We start from the raw sequence: 17,141 nt of genomic DNA on the forward strand, positions 1-17,141 counted from the left end.
TTGGTCTATCCCACATATTTCCCCACGTAACCAATAAAACATGTCAATTATCTATGGACTAAAAGAACTGATTTCTATGTAATAACGGACTATAGGGACTCTTTATAAATAATAAACCATCACGGGGTGGGTTTTGAAAAAAAAAGGTATATTAATACATTGTTTGATATATGTTTGATATCGTCATTTTAAAGAGGTTAACAGATCTCTTCAGTTTACTATGCATCACAAATGGGATACAGTGGATGTTATTAGTGTTTTTAACGAACATATATTGGAATTAACGAAAGTAGGATCAAGATGAAAGATACACAGAAATTAGTAGTCAATTCTGATAAAGGTAATTTATTAATTGAGCTAGTAGAGTCCATGAATGAATGCCAGCAATTCTTTTTCAGTGTGGCATTTATTAATTTTAGTGGGCTACAATTACTGCTTGAGCCATTAAGAGAAGCGGAGAAGAAACAGATTAAGGGAAAGATCATCACCTCCACTTATCTGAATTTCACAGATGCTAAGGCATTAGAGAAGTTAAATGAGTTTAATAATATTGAATTGAAGGTATTCGTCACTGATCGCGAGGTCGGGTTTCATACGAAAGCTTATATTTTCGAATACAAAGATTATTACAAGGTGATTATTGGTTCGTCGAATATTACACAGAGTGCGCTGAAAAGTAATATTGAATGGAATGTTAAGCTAATAAGGAAAGAAAACGACTTGTTTATTCAAGGTGTGTTAAACGAATTTAAACAGTTATGGAATAGGAGCCGCGAAGCAGATTCACTATTTATTCAACGATATGAAGAGCTACAGAAAATTCTAAGAAATTTACAAAAAGATCATAATTTTATCTTCGAGATACCACAAAGCATTACTCCAAATAGCATGCAGAAGCGAGCGATAAACAATTTGAATCGATTGAGACGAGCAGGTGAGAATAAAGCCCTTGTTATCGCTGCGACAGGTACGGGGAAGACCTATATGTCGGCATTCGATGTGAAGAACGTGAATCCGAAAAAACTTCTGTTCATTGTGCATAGAGAAGATATATTGTCAAAGGCGAAAGCGTCCTTCGAATTGCTACTCGAAAGTAATAGCCGTACGTTCGGTCTGTTGACTGGAAATTATAAGCAACAACAAGCAGACTACGTCTTTGCCACGATTCAGACGATCTCTAGATGTTTCCGTGAATTCAGAAATGATGAGTTTGACTACGTGATTATAGATGAAGCGCATCATGCGACAAGTCCTACTTATCAGGAAGTTATCAATTATTTTGAACCAAATTTTCTGCTAGGGATGACAGCGACGCCAGAACGTAGTGATAGCTTAAATGTATTTGATGTTTTTGATAATAATGTCGCCATAGAGGTACGGTTACACGAAGCGTTGGAGAACGAACTAGTTGTTCCTTTTCACTATTTCGGCATTACTGATATTGAAGGAATTGATTTAAGTGATGTAAACATAGATGATATTGCTGAATTGACCAAAAGGTTAAAAGTAAACGAGCGCGTTGATTTTATTATCGATCAAATGAATTTTTATGGTTATGATGGCGATGTACGTAAGGGATTGGGTTTCTGTGTAAGCATCGAACATGCTCAATATATGGCTAGTGAATTTAACCGGAGAGGTTATAAAAGTATCTGTCTATTCGGTGCTGATTCACCAGATGTGCGCGAACAATATATTAGCCGCTTAGAAAGTGATGAGGATGAGTTAGAGTTTATTTTTACGGTGGATATCTTCAATGAAGGTGTTGATATTCCCTCTGTGAATACAGTCCTTATGTTAAGACCAACGAATTCTCCCATAGTGTTTATACAGCAGCTAGGCAGAGGATTGCGAAAATATACATACAAAAGTTTCCTAACGGTTCTTGATTTCATTGGCAATCATAGTAAGACATTTCTAATTGCGCTCGCATTGAATGGAAGCCGGTATTATGACAAAGAAAGCTTGAAGGTTGCCATTGCGACAGGATTCGCGAATATCCCAGGATGTACGCATATTCAGATGGACAAAATTACGCAGGAGAGAATTCTAGCACAGATCGATAACGAGAACTTCAATGCGTTGAAGTATTTAAAGGAAGAATATTTTGAGTTCAAAAAGCTGAACCAAGGACGAATTCCATTTCTACTAATGGATTATTTGAAATTCGATGGTGCACCTGATCCTGTCAAATTCATTTATCGAGATAAAAACTATTTGCAATTCGTTGCTAATGTCGAAAAGAATGAGCAGCTCAAGTCACTTTTACTAGACGAATCCTTCGAGAGTACACTCAAAGAATTATCAAGCAAGCTTCCACTTAAGAGAGTATATGAATTTACAATTTTAGAGTATCTCCTCGATTATGAAGAGATCAATTTAGAGACTGCTAAGTTACAAATATTAAAGCTAATGGATGATGTTGATGAAGATAGTATTTTACATGCTTTTGAGTGCTTGAATCAGGATTATTATGACAGTGGGCAATTGAAGAGTAAGCCTAAATTAGTTCACTATAACAATGGAACTTTGAGTAAAAGCCCTTTACTGAAGAAGCTACTTGATCATGAAGAGTATAATAAATATATTGTAGATATTCTTCATTATGGAATCCACCGCTATGAGAATGAATTCGAACATGAATATTACGGGGTGCCACACTTTAAGCTTTATGAGCAATATCAAATGGTAGATACAGCACCGCTATCTAATTATCGTAAGATCCATAGTTCATTTCGGGGTTCTGGTCTATTGGTAAATGAAAATGATTACTTCTTGTTCATAGATCTTCATAAGGAGGAGGGGATTAAGGAGAGTATCAATTATGAGGATAAATTTATTGATGAGAGTTACTTTCAGTGGCAAAGTCCGAATAATACTGCTCAAGACTCTAATCGTGGGCAGAACATAATTGATAATAAGGCGCGAGGAATTCATCTGCATTTATTCGTAAGAAAATATAAAGTGATTGACGGTAAGAATGAGCCTTATATCTACATTGGAACAGGCGATACCGTTCAGTATAAAGGCGAAAGACCTATTACCGTAAAGATACAATTGCATCATGAAATACCTACGCTCTTATATACAGAACTCACCCAGAAGGTGTAGTCTTCTATATATGAGAAGACTACACTTCACTAATTAATTGTTCAACGGCTGGTATGTCTGCTGGAGCCCATTTCAGGGATGACAAATTGTCTCTCTTCAGCCATACCAGTTTTGAATGTTCACTCGGAGCTGGAACACCTTCGATAACATTACATTTAATTGAAATTAAATTGATAATGAACGTATCGTATTCATGCGTATTATCGTTGAATACTTCTTTAATCGTTTCGATCTTGCAATCTAACTCTTCAGCAATTTCTCTCTCTAGAGCGGAGTAGATATCCTCATTTACTTCTACTTTTCCCCCAGGAAATTCCCACATATTCGGGAGCGACATTACCGGTGATCTTAACGCACATAGTATTTCTTGTTGATCATTTTCTATAATTGCCGCAACAACATTAACTAGCTTTTTCATCAGTGCCTCCTAGCATTTCTTTAGTATTATAATATTACTTTACTTAAGTAAAAGACTCCAAGCAGTAATAAGGAGCAGAGGATTCAAGTTTTTAATCTCATTTTTTGTTCTTACTTCTCCTCCCCCAACAACTCCCCAACGGAAACATCCAACGCTTTAGCTATAGCAACCACCTCATAATCTTGCACGAGCCTATATTGACCTTCCAATCGCGATAAACTGGTTGGACTGATGTCTAAACCGAAGGTTTGCAACCTGGCGAGGAAATCCTTTTGCTTCATTCGCTTAGCTTTTCGAATAGCTACAACTCGGGTTCCGATGATGTTTTTGTCACCTGGTGGCTCTTTGCGATGTCTCATTGCCTTGTCACCTCACAATTTAACCAAATTGTATGCGAGGTTACAGTTGTTTTAATGCGAATATCGAATTAAAATAAAATAAACCGATAAACGCATTAAAATCTTTGCACATCGTCTACAAACATAGCTTTTCCAGGAAGGTGGGGGTGCAATGCAACATCTGAAGCACAAATATGAGGAGGAAAAGCGAAAGCTGAATGTACTCGGACAGAAATCACTGGAGCAGGGAATTCCGTTAAGCAGCAATGAAGCGGTTCAGGCTCAGAGTCGTAAGGTTGACGAACTCATTAATCGGATGTATCAAGAAAAAGTTGGACATACAGCGTCTTTTCGTTTGAATTTTTGTCTTGGAGGAGATGTGGTGGGCTTTCCGGTATGGTTTTTACAGACAATTCAAGGTCGATTGGATGAGGTGACCGCACAGATTGAACATCAATCCGAGCCTAGACATGTTTTTGAAGAAGAGCGAAAAGCTTTTCAAGCGTTGTTTGACTCCACGGACATTGCACGTATGCCAGAGTTTGAGTACTGGGAGGATAAGCTTCAATTGAAGCAAGCCGTTCTTTATGAACGTCTATATCTTCAAGGACTAAAGGATGGCATGCAGCTTGCAAATGCCCTTACTGCCCCTTCGGTTCTTTCGGACTAAGACATGCCCTGTGGCTGCCGGAGAAGCATATAGGGATCGGAACCGAAGGGGATAAACGCATACTTTATTTTCGGACTGTACATGCGACAGTCTTTTTTCTTGTATATGTTTGGAATTTTTGCTTTTTTCGATGCTGTTCATCCAAAAAAGAGAGCAGGCCTCCACTCATAATCAGAATAAAGGGATATGTTCCCAAATTGTCGAATAATCATACATATTGTAAAATCTAGATCATATGAGGTTCTCTTATGCTGAAAACTCTATTTTCTCTCTTTATAAGATCCGAATCCAAACCGCCACAAGCTGCGCGTTGGAAGCTCCGTAAGCTATGCAGCATCAATCCTAGGAATAAAAAATGTAATTGTGCCACTGGGTACTCTCATAAGTAAGATAGATAAAATCAAGTATTTCGGAGCCGATGTAATGCAATTAGGTAAAAATTATGATGAGGCTCATTCATTAGGTATGAAGTATATTGTGAACGCGGCTTAACCTATATTGACGCATACTATAGTGATCCAGAAATCTATGGAGGGCAAGGGACCGTTGCAATTGAAATTGTGGAACAGAATAAAGATATTGATACCATAGTAGTTCCGATAGGTGGTGGAGGTCTTATTACAGGGATCGCGGTTGCGGCTAAAGCGATTAACCCAGCTATCCGTATTATTGGAGTACAAACAGAGGCTTGTCCTGCAATGTTGAAATCTTACGAAGATAACATCTTCTATGAAGAATATCCTTACGAGGAGTCATTGTGTGATGCTCTTCTTGGTGGAGTCGGGAAACTGAGTTATGAGATGGCAAAAGATTATGTTGATGATTTCATAGCAGCAATATTAATAGGTAATTCAAAAGAGTCATGTAGGCATAGATTGCTAACTACATGACTCTTATTTATCTCAGATTACGAAGATAGTTCTTCATCGGTGGGTATGATTCCATAACGCTCTAAAGCTTTTGACGATGATTCAAGCATCCGCTTTTTCAAATAATCGCCTTCGACCACCCAAACCCGCTTTCCCAGAAAACGTATCTTGGAAAGTAAATACTCGAGCTCCTCCCCAAGCAGAGAAACTCTGACTCGATAGGTATCCTTCTCCGTATCATACTCAACATTTTTTTCAAAGCTGGAGAAGGCGTATAGAATACGGGATAGCTCTGCGTTATAAACGCGGACAATTTCAATGATGACTTCGGTTTTACGTGATTCAAGAGTTTCTCCGATCTTCCTTAGAATGTTCTCTGCAGCTGAGGGTTCGATTGGTTCTGATGTGACGGACTGGATCTTCTTTAGCCGGGTACTCATCAAGGAGTGATGCCGAGTGTGATACCAGAGCAAATACCATTCTCTTTTGACCATGGAGTATTCCAACTTATACGGAAACCCCAAATGATCCTTATTAATACGGTCGCCCTTAATCGCGTAGGTGATAAGAATGCCCGTTTTATTCATGATATGCCGGCGCAAAGATCGCAGAAGAGGGTGGTAGACTTGCTTTTCAAGCGTACGGGCTTTTTCAATCAAATGATTGGAAATATCCATCCCCTGTTCCGACTCAAGGGCAGTACGTAGCTTGTCCATAGTATCCGCAGTGAAAGCATCAGCTGCCGAGGGATGCTCCAGCATCGTCTTCAGCCAGGCCCGTTCGTGCGTAGTGATCATGAAAGTACCGGAGTCCTCCAATCGGGAAATGATCTGGTGATTGAATATTTTCTCAAACAGATTCATAGTAAGCTTGGATCTCCTTCCATTCAGCAATGATTTCCTGGCGAAACGAAGCGGGCTCCAGAACCTCACAGCTAGAACCGAAGCTACGTAGCCATGGCTTAATTTCAGTAACTCCGTTTACGATGATTTCATAAATAAACGAATGTTCATCCTCAAATACAATTTCCCCCCATTGTCCCTGCAAGAGTACCCGTTCCTTGATGAAGTTCGGTTCCGAACCTCCCGGATTAAAAAACCGGACACGTACGGTCACCGGCCGGCCAGTATCTATCAACCAACTGTACCTAATCTTCTCGGCAAGTTCTTTATTCTTTTCGTCGTACCAGATCTCATCCACAGGTTCAGCTTCTTCGATTTGCGTAATTCCTTCCATCCGGTATTTCCGAATACCCTGTCTATCATACGAGAGCAAATACCATCTTCCATATTGATGATCGTACACAATTTTAAGTGGAACCACCTTTTCAGCTTTGCCCTCTGGTTCACGTTCAAACAGGGGATTGGTGTTTTTGGATGCGTAGCTTTTCTCAGACTTCGGTGAGAAATATAGAAACCTGACTTTGCGGCGATGGCGCATGGCATGAAGAAGTGTAAACAGATGCGCCTCATCTAAAATCCTCGAGTAATAGTGATATTTATATAAAAATGGTTCAACGGCATGCCGCTCAACTTGATTGCGGAGAAGATGTTTTTTTAATCCATCACGTAGTAAATATCCTTGAACGGAAGGGACTTGAGTGTTCGCCATCACATCTACAAAATCATATAAATCGATAAGTTCTTCATCCAATAAGCTTCGAATCAAGTCGTCTTGGATTCGATACCGGTACGGGCGAGATCCCGGCTCTCTTGTAATGACTCCGACCTCCTCCAAGTATTTGAGATCTGAGCGAATGGTCTTTTCGTCAGGTAAAGGTAGATCAGAAGGCAGACTGCTGCAGCACATCTCCAATAAATCCTTCGCAGTCAAGGCTTGTCCATTCATTGCACCTAGAAGCAGCGAGACTCGCTGGCTTTCAGATTCCTTTACGGATTTGGCGCGGAATAGAAATAAGAGTAATGGATCGGTGGAGTCATAATATCTGAGGCGAAAGGTCTCGGAAAATTCCCTGCTCTGTTCATCTGCCAAGTGCTGGTGCGTGGAGCTAGCTACTTGTTTGAGTCGTCGGATCGTTTTATCAAAGGTGTGAACGGAAATCCCCAATCTGTCTGCGAACTGTTGTCTGCTGAATGCCCCGCTCGTAAGCACCAGCATTCGCAGAAACTGTATTTCTTTATCAAAGCTTTCCTTAGCCAAAGGTATCCTCCGTTCAAATGAAGCATCTTCTTCCATTGTAACAGGGGAGGGATTTGGGTGTAATGGAAAAGTTTATATGCAGTCGTAATACTTTCACCATGTTCGTTAAGGCTGAAATGAGCGATTATAGAACCTGTGAGACAGCATTTAGCAAGATGGTAAACGCCAAATGGCGTTTCATCATACATTGGTTCTTATTTGGACGGTCGTAACGAGGCGCGGATATCGATGTATCCCGCAGTGCCGTGCATGCTATGTTACGGTATCCTGTACGATCGGATCGGTAGGAATCCCTTATTAGGGGTTCAATTCCCCAATCGCCTTGGACGCGATTCTGGTAGAGCACTCGACTTCAAATCGAGCGAAAAATTGAAGAAAAGACCAAAGGCTAGAATCCCTTGCAGCTAGCTTTAGTGCACTGAAGTAAGGCTTTGCAATCCGTGGATACCGCTTGTGCGAAATTTCAGGAAGTTCTCTTAGATTAAAGTGTGAGAATATCCATGAGAACAACAGATAAATCGCTTAGCTAAAACGAGATTCCGCCAGAACTTCAGTGGGATTCTAAGACCAATGGTCGAACTAATTAGGGGGAAACATTATGTTGAACAAAGTAACGATTCAAGCTGACGAACGTGGTTTGCTATTTCATAAAGGAAGTTATGTGAAAAAGCTGATGCCGGGGAGCTATCACTTTTCAATGTGGTCAAAATCCACCGTTGTGGTGTTGAATATCGCTAAACCATTTAATGTGGAAGGAAAAGATATGAAGTTATTCCTTCATGATGAAGATCTCGTGCGTGAGCTCGATATCGTACGTGTACAAGATCACGAGTATGTTCTGTACTATGAGGACGGGAAATTTGTTCAATTACTTAAGCCTGGTGTCTACGCATTCTGGAATATACTTAAAGAACACACCTTTTTCCATGCAGATATCAGACAACCTGAATTGCCTGTCGAGGTAAACCGTGCAATTATAGCGAAGCTAACATCTAGTGTGCAGTCCTACGAAATTGCGAGCTACGAATCTGGATTTCTGTTTTATGATCATGTATTACAACGAGAACTTCCTCCTGGCAAGTACCACTTCTGGAGAGGTCCAGTTTCGACTGTGGTAAAGACGATTGATTTAAGACAACAACAAATGGATCTCATCGGCCAAGAGATCATGACGGAAGACAAAGTTTCGCTGCGGCTTAACTTCGTTTGTCAGTACAAGATCGTAACGCCATTACGTGCTCTGGAAATGAAGTCATTTGACGAGCAAATCCATATCCAGCTTCAGCTTATGCTGCGGGAATATGTCGGAACGCTCAAATTGGATGATCTTCTGAAACGAAAAGAGGACGTTGCGTCGTTCGTCCTATCCCGTTTACGTGAGAAGGGTGAAGAGTTCGGAGTAGATTTCCTGAGTGCTGGGGTTAAGGATGTCGTTTTGCCAGGGGAAATGAGAGATATAATTAACACTGTTCTGCTTGCGGAGAAAAGAGCACAGGCAAATCTAATTACTCGTCGTGAAGAAACGGCCTCAACCCGAAGCTTGCTTAACACCGCAAAGCTAATGGATGAGAATCAGACGCTGTTCCGACTGAAAGAGCTGGAATTCCTCGAGAGAATATGCGAGAAAATCGGATCCATATCTTTTACGGGTGGCGGGGATTTGTTGGAGCAACTAAACTCTTTGCTTGGCGAACGAAAAGCGACAGGCAAATAAGGAATATTAAATGGAACAGATAAGTGCCACTCCTAATGGAGACTGGCATTTTTTTTGGTTTTTTTTTCTGAAAAGTTTCTGTATATTCATCCAGTTCACATTAGGTTCATATAAGTGGTTTAACTTATGGGTATCAAGAGTTTAGTACGATATTTGGAGGAAGAAAACCCATGAAAAAAGCAAAAGAAAATTTAGATTACCCGTTTTACAATGAATTACCTGTACAAATTCCTGTTATGAAATGGCTCGTTGTAATGGTAGCGATTGTATTGGGATTTATCGCGTTGACCACTCGAATACCGTTTATCCCATTGAAAGTTAACGAATATTTAGCACCTATATTGTTCACGGGAATTCCGCTTGTTGCATTCATTTGGGCATCTAAGGGTCATGCGAATCACCTGTTTCGTAAAATTACAAAGAATGATGTTAAGTGGGGTGTGCTGTTCTTTATCTTTAATATAATTGCTACTCCGATTGTCGGTCTCATTCTAGTCTATGTAGTAAAAGTTAATACTGTAGCTGATGCGGTAGTTAATGTCTTTGCAGAACTTGATTCTCTTGGTAAAGTATTGATGTTTGTCAAAATGGGGATTCAACTTGTTGGTGAAGAATTGTTAACCATTTTACCATTCCTGTTTATATTGCAATTGTGTGTGGTGAATTTCAAGCTTTCTCGCAGAGCGGGAATCTGGATTGCATTTCTTGTTACAGCAGTGATCTTCGGAGCCATTCACCTACCAACCTATCATTGGAATCTCGTACAAGCACTTGTAGGTATTGGCCTTGTACGTCTTGTTCTTACAGGGGCTTATATGAAGACTAAGAATATTTGGGCATCTAGTATCGCGCATATTTTGAACGACTATGCAATTACATTGTTCAGCTTGCTTACAGCTTCGTCCGTAGCACCATTCATCATGCAGTATTTCATTCGTTGAATTAATCTGCCAATAATGGGTTTAATTAAGTAGAATTGAATTTATTGTTGACAATCCCACCGGATTAAAATATAGTAATCCCATCAGATTAATACAAAATGCGAATATTTAAATTTAAGCGTTCAAATGTTTAAAACGGAATATGCTGACTGGTTCAACCAGAGGCTCAGGGGACAAACGCTAGTCGTTGTCATCTGAGCCTTTTTGGCGAACGATCACTTTCCCGTAATCATAACTAGTTGAGGTGAAGTCAATGGCTGCTGCTGAAAAAATCAGGTTTGACAGTGTCACGAAAACGTTCAGTGTTCGAGATTCCAAGCAAAAGGAGGGAACAGGGCAATTCACAGCGGTACAAGAGCTGGATTTTTCCGTAAGAGAAGGTGAATTTATAACGATAGTGGGTCCAAGTGGCTGCGGGAAATCAACTTTGCTTGATTTGATTAGTGGTTTATCGTCTCCCACACACGGTCGTATTTTAATAGATGGTCACCCCATAACAGGTCCAGGGCTTGATCGGGGTATTGTGTTTCAGCAGTATGCTTTATTTCCATGGAAGACCGCGCGTGGCAATATTGAATTTGGCTTAGAAGCAAAGGGAATCCCAAAGCACGAACGTAGAGAGCAGGTTAGGCATTTTCTTTCATTAGTTGGGCTTAGTGATTTCGGAGATCGTTATCCTCATGAGCTTTCCGGGGGGATGAAGCAGCGTGTAGCCATTGCCAGAAGTCTTGCCTTTAACCCAGACGTCTTGTTAATGGATGAGCCTTTTGCCGCACTGGATGCCCAAACAAGAGAATCACTGCAAAGTGAGCTTTTACGAATTTGGCAGAAGACCCAAAAAACCATCATTTTTATTACGCATGGTATTGATGAGGCCGTTTATCTTGGGGAGCGAGTAGTCGTCCTGACACCAGGACCCGGGACGGTGAGGAAGATTGTAAATATTCCGCTAAAATCACGATTGGAAGATGCGGATATTCGCTCACATCCTGATTTTGTGAAGGCTCGGCATGAAGTGTGGGGTTATTTGCATGAACCTGAATACAAAGGTGCGTATATTTAGTTGATAAAGGAGGGTATTCCCATCGAATCGGTAAAGACTGCTCATTCAACGTTACAGCTTAAGAAACGTAATCCTGTTTCTTTTTCCGGCGTGCTTAAGGTGTTTAAACAGTCTATTGTTTTAGTCTTATTGTTCTTACTATGGGAAATCGCACCACGGGCGGGCTTAGTTGACGCAGCATTTTTCCCACCTATTTCTGAGGTAATCACCGCCTTATGGAATTTGATAGCTTCAGGTGAGCTATTCACTCATTTCTTAGCGAGTATCATTCGCTCGTTCAGTGGATTTGCGTTAGCGGTAATAATTGCGATCCCGTTAGGATTACTGATTGGCTGGTATCCATTAGCTAGGGAGTTGTTAAATCCAGTGTTGGAGTTGTTCCGAAATACGGCTGCGCTCGCTTTACTTCCGGTATTTATGCTGCTGCTAGGGATTGGTGAAACCTCCAAGATTACGATCGTCCTATTTGCTTGCACATGGCCTATTCTTCTAAATACGATTGCTGCTGTAGGTAACGTTGATCCCTTGCTTATAAAAGCGGCCAAATCCATGAATATTAAGTCGTTTAAGTTATTTCTAAAGGTGATTTTGCCGGCATCCGTGCCAACTATTTTTACAGGTATTCGGATGGCAGGAACAGGGGCGATATTAGTATTGATTGCTGCAGAGATGGTAGGGGCAAAAGAAGGCTTAGGGTATTTAATTACTTATTCTCAATATAACTTTCAAATCCCTCAAATGTACGCCGGCATATTAACCATTGCCTTATTGGGCTTGCTAATCAACCAAGGCTTGACCTTACTCGAGCGTAAATTTTCTAAATGGAAGCAACCGGTGAATGAATAGAAGGATGATCTTAAATGATATTTTTTTAGGAATAATACCCACTAAACAAATTGAATTAATTATATATTGATTGAACTTAAAAAATCTAAAAAGGAAGAGTGGCGGAGGGGAAGTTTGGAACTGTAGCTCAGAAAAATAGAATTCATTTGGAAAAGGAGAAGCGAGATGAACAAAACAGTAGCACTGCTTATATTTGTAGGCTTGGTTAGTGGTATTTTATCTGGCTGCTCAGAGGGTAAGTCCTCCGCGAAAAGTGGAGAAGATCAGATCCTGCAATATCAGTCTGCCCCTGGAAGTGTCTCTTTCCCAGAGCTAGCTGCCGATTTAGGCTACTTAGGAGATCTGAAGTTAGAGTCTATTGGTGACAGCGTGGGTGGTCCAGAAAGTATTCAATTAACCGCGACGAAACAAATTGACTTTGGTGCAGCATTTAATGGAGCCATTATTAAGTCTTACGCCAAGAACGTAAAAATAAAGTCGGTCATTGGCTCCTATGGCAGTGATAAAAATACGTATGTAGGTGCATATGCCCTCGAGGGGGGAGCTATAAAGTCGGCTAAAGATTTTATTGGTAAAAAGGTAGGGGTGAATATTCTCGGTGCCCATTCGGAATTCGTCATTAAAGATTATTTACGCCAAGGCAACTTGACTGAAAAGGAAATTGAACAAGTAACCTTAGTGACTGTTCCAAGTTCTAGTGCAGAACAGATTCTGCGGAATCATCAGATCGATGTGGTTATGTTAAGTGGGATTGCCCGGGATAGGGCTTTAACAACAGGAGGGGTAGCAGAAATTTTCAAAGATATTGATGTGTTTGGCACAGAGTTTACTGCGGGTGATTACTTTTTCACAGATCAATATATCAAGGATAATCCTAATACCGTCAGGCAATTTGTAGATGGAGTGGCTAAGGCGATTGAATGGGCCCGAACGACACCTAGGGAGGAAGTAATTAAACAATTCGAGGAAATTATTAATAAGCGTGAACGCAAGGAAACCACAGATAATCTTAAGTTTTGGAAGAGTACGGGCATCTCTGAAAAAGGCGGTGTGATCACACCATCGGAATACGATGTTTGGATTGATTGGCTTGTGGCAAATGGGGAGCTAAAGGAAGGCCAAGTGAAACCGGAAGAGTTATATACGAACGAATTTAATCCTTTTGCTAAATAATTTTCTATATAAGTTGAAAAATAAACAATAGGAGTGATTAGCATGACAAAAAAACAAATGAAACTCGGGGCATTCATTAATCTACCTGGTCATCATGTAGCAAGCTGGCGTCATCCTTCTTCAGGGGCAAGTCGGGCATTTGATTTGGAGTATTTAACGGAGATTGCACAAACGGCTGAGCGTGGTAAGTTCGACATGGTGTTTTTTGCAGATGTATTGGGTCAAAAGCTTTCGGGAAATGCACAATCATCATTGAAGCTAGACCCCGTTATTATTATTTCGGCACTCGCAGCGGTAACTAAGAATATTGGGTTAACGGCCACTTTGACGACTACCTATAACGATCCATACCATGTAGCGCGTAAATTTGCAGCTATTGATCATTTATCCAAGGGGCGTGCCGCCTGGAATGTAGTAACATCAGCCAATGAGGGGGAAGCTCTCCTGTTTGGTAAGGATAAACATTTGCAGCATGCATCACGCTATGAACGTGCAGAGGAATTTGTGGAGGTTGTCAAACAGCTCTGGTTATCCATTGAGTCTGAGGCGCTAGTCATCGATAAGGAAAAAGGCCGGTATTTAAATGTAGACAAGGTACATCACGTTGACCATGAAGGAGCCTGGTTTAAAGTACAAGGTTCACTTGATTCATCAACAACACCACAAGGACATCCAGTGATAGTACAAGCCGGGTCGTCTGAATCTGGAAAAGAACTGGCGGCGAAGACCGCGGAAGTTATTTTTACAGCATGGCAAACCCTTGAAGAAGCGCAAACCTTTTATCGGGATGTAAAGGGTCGGTTGGATAAATATGGACGTAAGCCGGAGGACTTGAAGATCATGCCGGGTGTGTTTATTACTGTAGCGAAAACTGAGGAAGAAGCTTTGTTGAAACAGCAGCAATTAAACAGCTACATTTTGCCTGACGTAGGATTATCGTATTTGTCAGCTTTCACTAACATTGATCTGTCAGGGTATGATGTCGAAGAACCACTTCCGGAATTCAGTTCCATTGAAGATGAGACCAATCCGAGGATCCGCTACAACATTATTCGTGATATTGCCAAACGTGAAAATCTGCAATCCATACGTGCAATTTATGAACGGATCGCTGGAGCACGCGGGCACCGGGAAATCGTTGGAACACCTGAACAAATCGTAGATCAATTAGAAGAATGGTTCTTAAATGAAGGGGCAGATGGATTTAATGTGATGCCTCCCCATTTCCCAGAAGGTTTTAACGATATTGTTGAATTGGTAATTCCTGAACTACAGCGTAGGGGCTTATTCCGCACTGAATATGAGAGTAACACGCTTCGAGGAAATTTAGGACTATCTGTACCTGTTGTACCCACACTTGAAAAAGCACTAACCGTTGCGAGCACAGGAGGGAATGTGTAATGAGCAAAGCAGTCATTATTAATGGAGGAAATACTAGAAAGTCCCGGTTAACTGCTATCCATCAGCAGGTTGGAAGATTTTTAGAACAAAAGGGGATTGGGCATCATTCGATCTATGTCCATGAGCTACCTGCAATTGATTTGCTTACGGCCAATTTTGCCAGCGAGGAGATTCTAGAGGCTAATGCACTAGTGGAAGAAGCAGATATTGTTGTCATATTAACGCCTATCTATAAAGCTTCCTATACGGGGATTTTAAAAACCTATTTAGATCTCCTTCCGCAAAAAGCGCTGGTTGATAAGCGAATTGTACCTATTGCTATTGGGGGTTCGTTAGGTCATCTTCTAGCTATTGAATATGCATTGAAACCTGTATTATCCGTGCTGGGTGCTACTGAGATTTTTAATACGGTTTATTTCTTAGATCGGCAAATAGAACGGTTAGAAGCAGATGGTTATCGTATTGATGAGGAAGCAGAGCAACGCCTAAATGTAGAATTACTAAAGCTTGCACCTGCAAAAATAATTAATTAAGCTAGGGGAGCAGTAAGTAAGGGATTAACATTAACGCAGCCTTTCGGGGTGGCGTTTTTTTGTGTTGTGATTATTAACCCCATGAACGATCGCTGAAAAAGGTCCTCCGTCTCCATTTGGTGAACTATAAGTTGTATGATGGTTTCTTAATCCCACAATTATCAAAAGATTTGTTAATGGTTTGGGCTTTTCTACGTATTAACTTATGTAAGTTTCTTCACAACAAATTGCGCAATTTGTTTAGCTTTTCGATGAAGGTGAGGTGGAAGGAGGGTGAAGATGGAAGTTATCCAGGGTACTGCGGACCGTTACAAGAATATCGAAAGATCACGTGGTGCCATGATGTCAAAAGAGGAATTTACCCGGATGTACGATACGTACTACAAACGTGTTTACAAATATATTAGTTATCGTATTAATAACCACCACGTATCAGAGGACATTTGCAGTCAGGTGTTTGAGACGGTGATGTGTAAGTATTACAGCTTTTCAGAAGAAAAATCGAATTTTGAGGTTTGGCTGTTTGCCATTGTAAGGAACGCTGTGACGGATTACTTCCGAGGGCAGAAGAAAAGAAGCTACACCTCACTAGATTCTTTGCTGGAGCTCATATTTCCCAAGCCGTCTCCGGAGGAATTGGCGATTCGTGAGGATAATAATCAAGCACTGTTTAAGGCGCTCTCCAAGCTGCGTGAGAAGGAACGTAATATCATTGCAATGAAATATGGGGCTGGGCTGAAAAATTCCGAAGTCGCACAGATCATGGGCGTCAGTGAGTCCAATATTGGTGTCGTATTGCATAGAAGTCTGAAGAAACTGCATATTTCCTTAAAAGCAGGAGGATTCAACCATGAATAAGAAAAATGATGATCTCACAAAATTCAGCAAAACCATAGAGCTGCTTGAGAATGTTGAACAGGATAACACAGCCGCCAAAGAAAGAATTTATAACCGTTTAGTATACAAGCTGGACCATGGAGCTCTTGAACCCAAATCAGAGAAAAAGGACGGGATAACAATGAAAAAAAGTAGCTGGAGAAATGCAATAGTGATTGGTAGTGCAGTAATTTGTCTAGGTGGCGCATTCTCTGCAACCTCCTATGCACAGGATATGTTCCAATCGATCATGGCAAAGTTTGAAGTAGGAAATCTCGAAATCACGCAATACGATAAGGAAATCCCTTCGGCTGCACAGTCAATGACTCCATCTGAAGAGGGGAAAGGCGGGGAGAATGTTGCCATTGAATTGCCGGTTGCAGCTAAGTTAACCCTGGATGAAGCACGTGCAGAGCTTGGAATGAACTTCCCGGCACCAACCTGGATGGCAGACTATGAGTTTGTGAATGTTGTTCTTCAGGGGACCAGCATGGTTGAAGTGCAGTATAACTCCGGGGATAAAGCTGTTAATTTCCTAATCTCCAAGGGCGGCGACAATGGGATCAGTACTACGGAAGAAGTGAAGACAGAAGTAATTAACGGGACTAAGGTTTATTTTGCAAATGGAATTGTGATTTGGGAAAAAGATGGCTTTACCATTGAACTTTACGCTCAAGAAGACTTTGACCAAGCCACACTTGGGAAGATCATCGATAGTTTCAGCATCGGTGCTCCTGTACAGTCCTTAGGGACTGAAGAAGTGAAAGAGAACTTGCAGAAGAATGAAGGGGTAGTTGCAGCTCCAGCTTCCGTTCCGGTTGTTGATTCAAAATAAGAAGGGCTACTTAGGGTAGAGATGCCCATAGATACACATAAAGAAGACGCGAGGGGATTTCCCTGAGCGTCTTTTTTTTACGAGGCTATACACTTCCAACCATTGCTAGCTTCCCAAAACAAAAGTATAATTGAGAATAATTATCAATCATCGAATTAATCAAGCTGTATTAATATATAAGCAGTAAAGAGGT

Annotated in this window: 17 protein-coding genes; 13 read left to right on the plus strand and 4 right to left on the minus strand. The window is 40.9% G+C overall.

Going from position 1 to position 17,141, the window contains the following annotated elements:
* Nucleotides 1-300: 300 nt before the first annotated feature.
* Nucleotides 301-3,111, plus strand: a complete 2,811-nt coding sequence (locus NSS87_RS03480; RefSeq protein ID WP_339244772.1) for a DEAD/DEAH box helicase — start codon at nucleotides 301-303, stop codon at nucleotides 3,109-3,111.
* 19 nt (nucleotides 3,112-3,130) lie between these two features.
* Here NSS87_RS03480 and NSS87_RS03485 read toward each other — a convergent pair whose 3' ends face one another.
* Nucleotides 3,131-3,529 (minus strand): (deoxy)nucleoside triphosphate pyrophosphohydrolase, encoded by a 399-nt coding sequence (locus NSS87_RS03485; RefSeq protein ID WP_339244774.1) that lies wholly within the window; start codon nucleotides 3,527-3,529, stop codon nucleotides 3,131-3,133.
* 110 nt (nucleotides 3,530-3,639) lie between these two features.
* Nucleotides 3,640-3,888, minus strand: coding sequence for a helix-turn-helix transcriptional regulator (locus tag NSS87_RS03490; RefSeq protein WP_339244777.1), 249 nt, complete (start codon nucleotides 3,886-3,888; stop codon nucleotides 3,640-3,642).
* Between the two features lie 151 nt (nucleotides 3,889-4,039).
* On the opposite strand from NSS87_RS03490, the gene NSS87_RS03495 reads away from it, so the two are divergent.
* The gene (locus NSS87_RS03495; protein ID WP_339244778.1) at nucleotides 4,040-4,537 is read left to right on the plus strand and encodes a hypothetical protein; all 498 of its coding nucleotides are present in this window, start codon (nucleotides 4,040-4,042) and stop codon (nucleotides 4,535-4,537) included.
* A gap of 524 nt (nucleotides 4,538-5,061) precedes the next feature.
* Nucleotides 5,062-5,427 carry a pyridoxal-phosphate dependent enzyme gene (locus NSS87_RS03500; protein WP_339248412.1) on the plus strand — a complete coding sequence of 122 codons (366 nt, stop codon included), beginning with the start codon at nucleotides 5,062-5,064 and terminating at the stop codon, nucleotides 5,425-5,427.
* 17 nt (nucleotides 5,428-5,444) lie between these two features.
* On the opposite strand, the gene NSS87_RS03505 is transcribed toward NSS87_RS03500, so the two are convergent.
* Nucleotides 5,445-6,269 (minus strand): WYL domain-containing protein, encoded by an 825-nt coding sequence (locus tag NSS87_RS03505; protein ID WP_339244781.1) that lies wholly within the window; start codon nucleotides 6,267-6,269, stop codon nucleotides 5,445-5,447.
* Entirely contained in the window at nucleotides 6,256-7,566 is a 1,311-nt protein-coding gene (locus NSS87_RS03510; protein ID WP_149647753.1) for a WYL domain-containing protein, read from the minus strand. Before NSS87_RS03510 ends, NSS87_RS03505 begins: the two co-directional genes overlap by 14 nt.
* A gap of 62 nt (nucleotides 7,567-7,628) precedes the next feature.
* Between NSS87_RS03510 and NSS87_RS03515 the strand changes: the two genes are divergently transcribed.
* The 10 genes from NSS87_RS03515 to NSS87_RS03560 all read left to right on the plus strand — a co-directional run bounded on the left by NSS87_RS03515 (nucleotide 7,629) and on the right by NSS87_RS03560 (nucleotide 16,948).
* On the plus strand, nucleotides 7,629-7,778 hold the full coding sequence (locus tag NSS87_RS03515) for a hypothetical protein (protein ID WP_339244785.1): 150 nt from the start codon (nucleotides 7,629-7,631) through the stop codon (nucleotides 7,776-7,778).
* A 386-nt stretch (nucleotides 7,779-8,164) separates the two neighbouring features.
* Nucleotides 8,165-9,280 (plus strand): slipin family protein, encoded by a 1,116-nt coding sequence (locus NSS87_RS03520; protein ID WP_339244787.1) that lies wholly within the window; start codon nucleotides 8,165-8,167, stop codon nucleotides 9,278-9,280.
* 170 nt (nucleotides 9,281-9,450) lie between these two features.
* Nucleotides 9,451-10,221 carry a type II CAAX endopeptidase family protein gene (locus tag NSS87_RS03525; protein WP_339244789.1) on the plus strand — a complete coding sequence of 257 codons (771 nt, stop codon included), beginning with the start codon at nucleotides 9,451-9,453 and terminating at the stop codon, nucleotides 10,219-10,221.
* 253 nt (nucleotides 10,222-10,474) lie between these two features.
* Entirely contained in the window at nucleotides 10,475-11,284 is an 810-nt protein-coding gene (locus tag NSS87_RS03530) for an ABC transporter ATP-binding protein (RefSeq protein WP_042184834.1), read from the plus strand.
* Between the two features lie 90 nt (nucleotides 11,285-11,374).
* Entirely contained in the window at nucleotides 11,375-12,130 is a 756-nt protein-coding gene (locus tag NSS87_RS03535; RefSeq protein WP_339248414.1) for an ABC transporter permease, read from the plus strand.
* Between the two features lie 165 nt (nucleotides 12,131-12,295).
* On the plus strand, nucleotides 12,296-13,303 hold the full coding sequence (locus tag NSS87_RS03540) for an ABC transporter substrate-binding protein (protein WP_339244791.1): 1,008 nt from the start codon (nucleotides 12,296-12,298) through the stop codon (nucleotides 13,301-13,303).
* Nucleotides 13,304-13,345: 42 nt separating this feature from the next.
* A complete protein-coding gene (locus NSS87_RS03545; RefSeq protein ID WP_339244793.1) occupies nucleotides 13,346-14,704 on the plus strand; it encodes an LLM class flavin-dependent oxidoreductase in 1,359 nt (452 codons plus the stop codon).
* A complete protein-coding gene (gene ssuE, locus NSS87_RS03550) occupies nucleotides 14,704-15,237 on the plus strand; it encodes an NADPH-dependent FMN reductase (protein WP_339244795.1) in 534 nt (177 codons plus the stop codon). Before NSS87_RS03545 ends, ssuE begins: the two co-directional genes overlap by 1 nt.
* 279 nt (nucleotides 15,238-15,516) lie before the next feature.
* Entirely contained in the window at nucleotides 15,517-16,095 is a 579-nt protein-coding gene (locus tag NSS87_RS03555; RefSeq protein WP_052404147.1) for a sigma-70 family RNA polymerase sigma factor, read from the plus strand.
* Nucleotides 16,088-16,948 carry a hypothetical protein gene (locus NSS87_RS03560; protein ID WP_339244799.1) on the plus strand — a complete coding sequence of 287 codons (861 nt, stop codon included), beginning with the start codon at nucleotides 16,088-16,090 and terminating at the stop codon, nucleotides 16,946-16,948. The genes NSS87_RS03555 and NSS87_RS03560 overlap by 8 nt, the downstream gene beginning before the upstream one ends.
* The last annotated feature ends 193 nt before the right edge of the window (nucleotides 16,949-17,141 follow it).

Origin of the sequence: Paenibacillus sp. FSL F4-0243, from assembly GCF_037963295.1 — a bacterium.
Lineage (GTDB): Bacteria > Bacillota > Bacilli > Paenibacillales > Paenibacillaceae > Paenibacillus_AQ.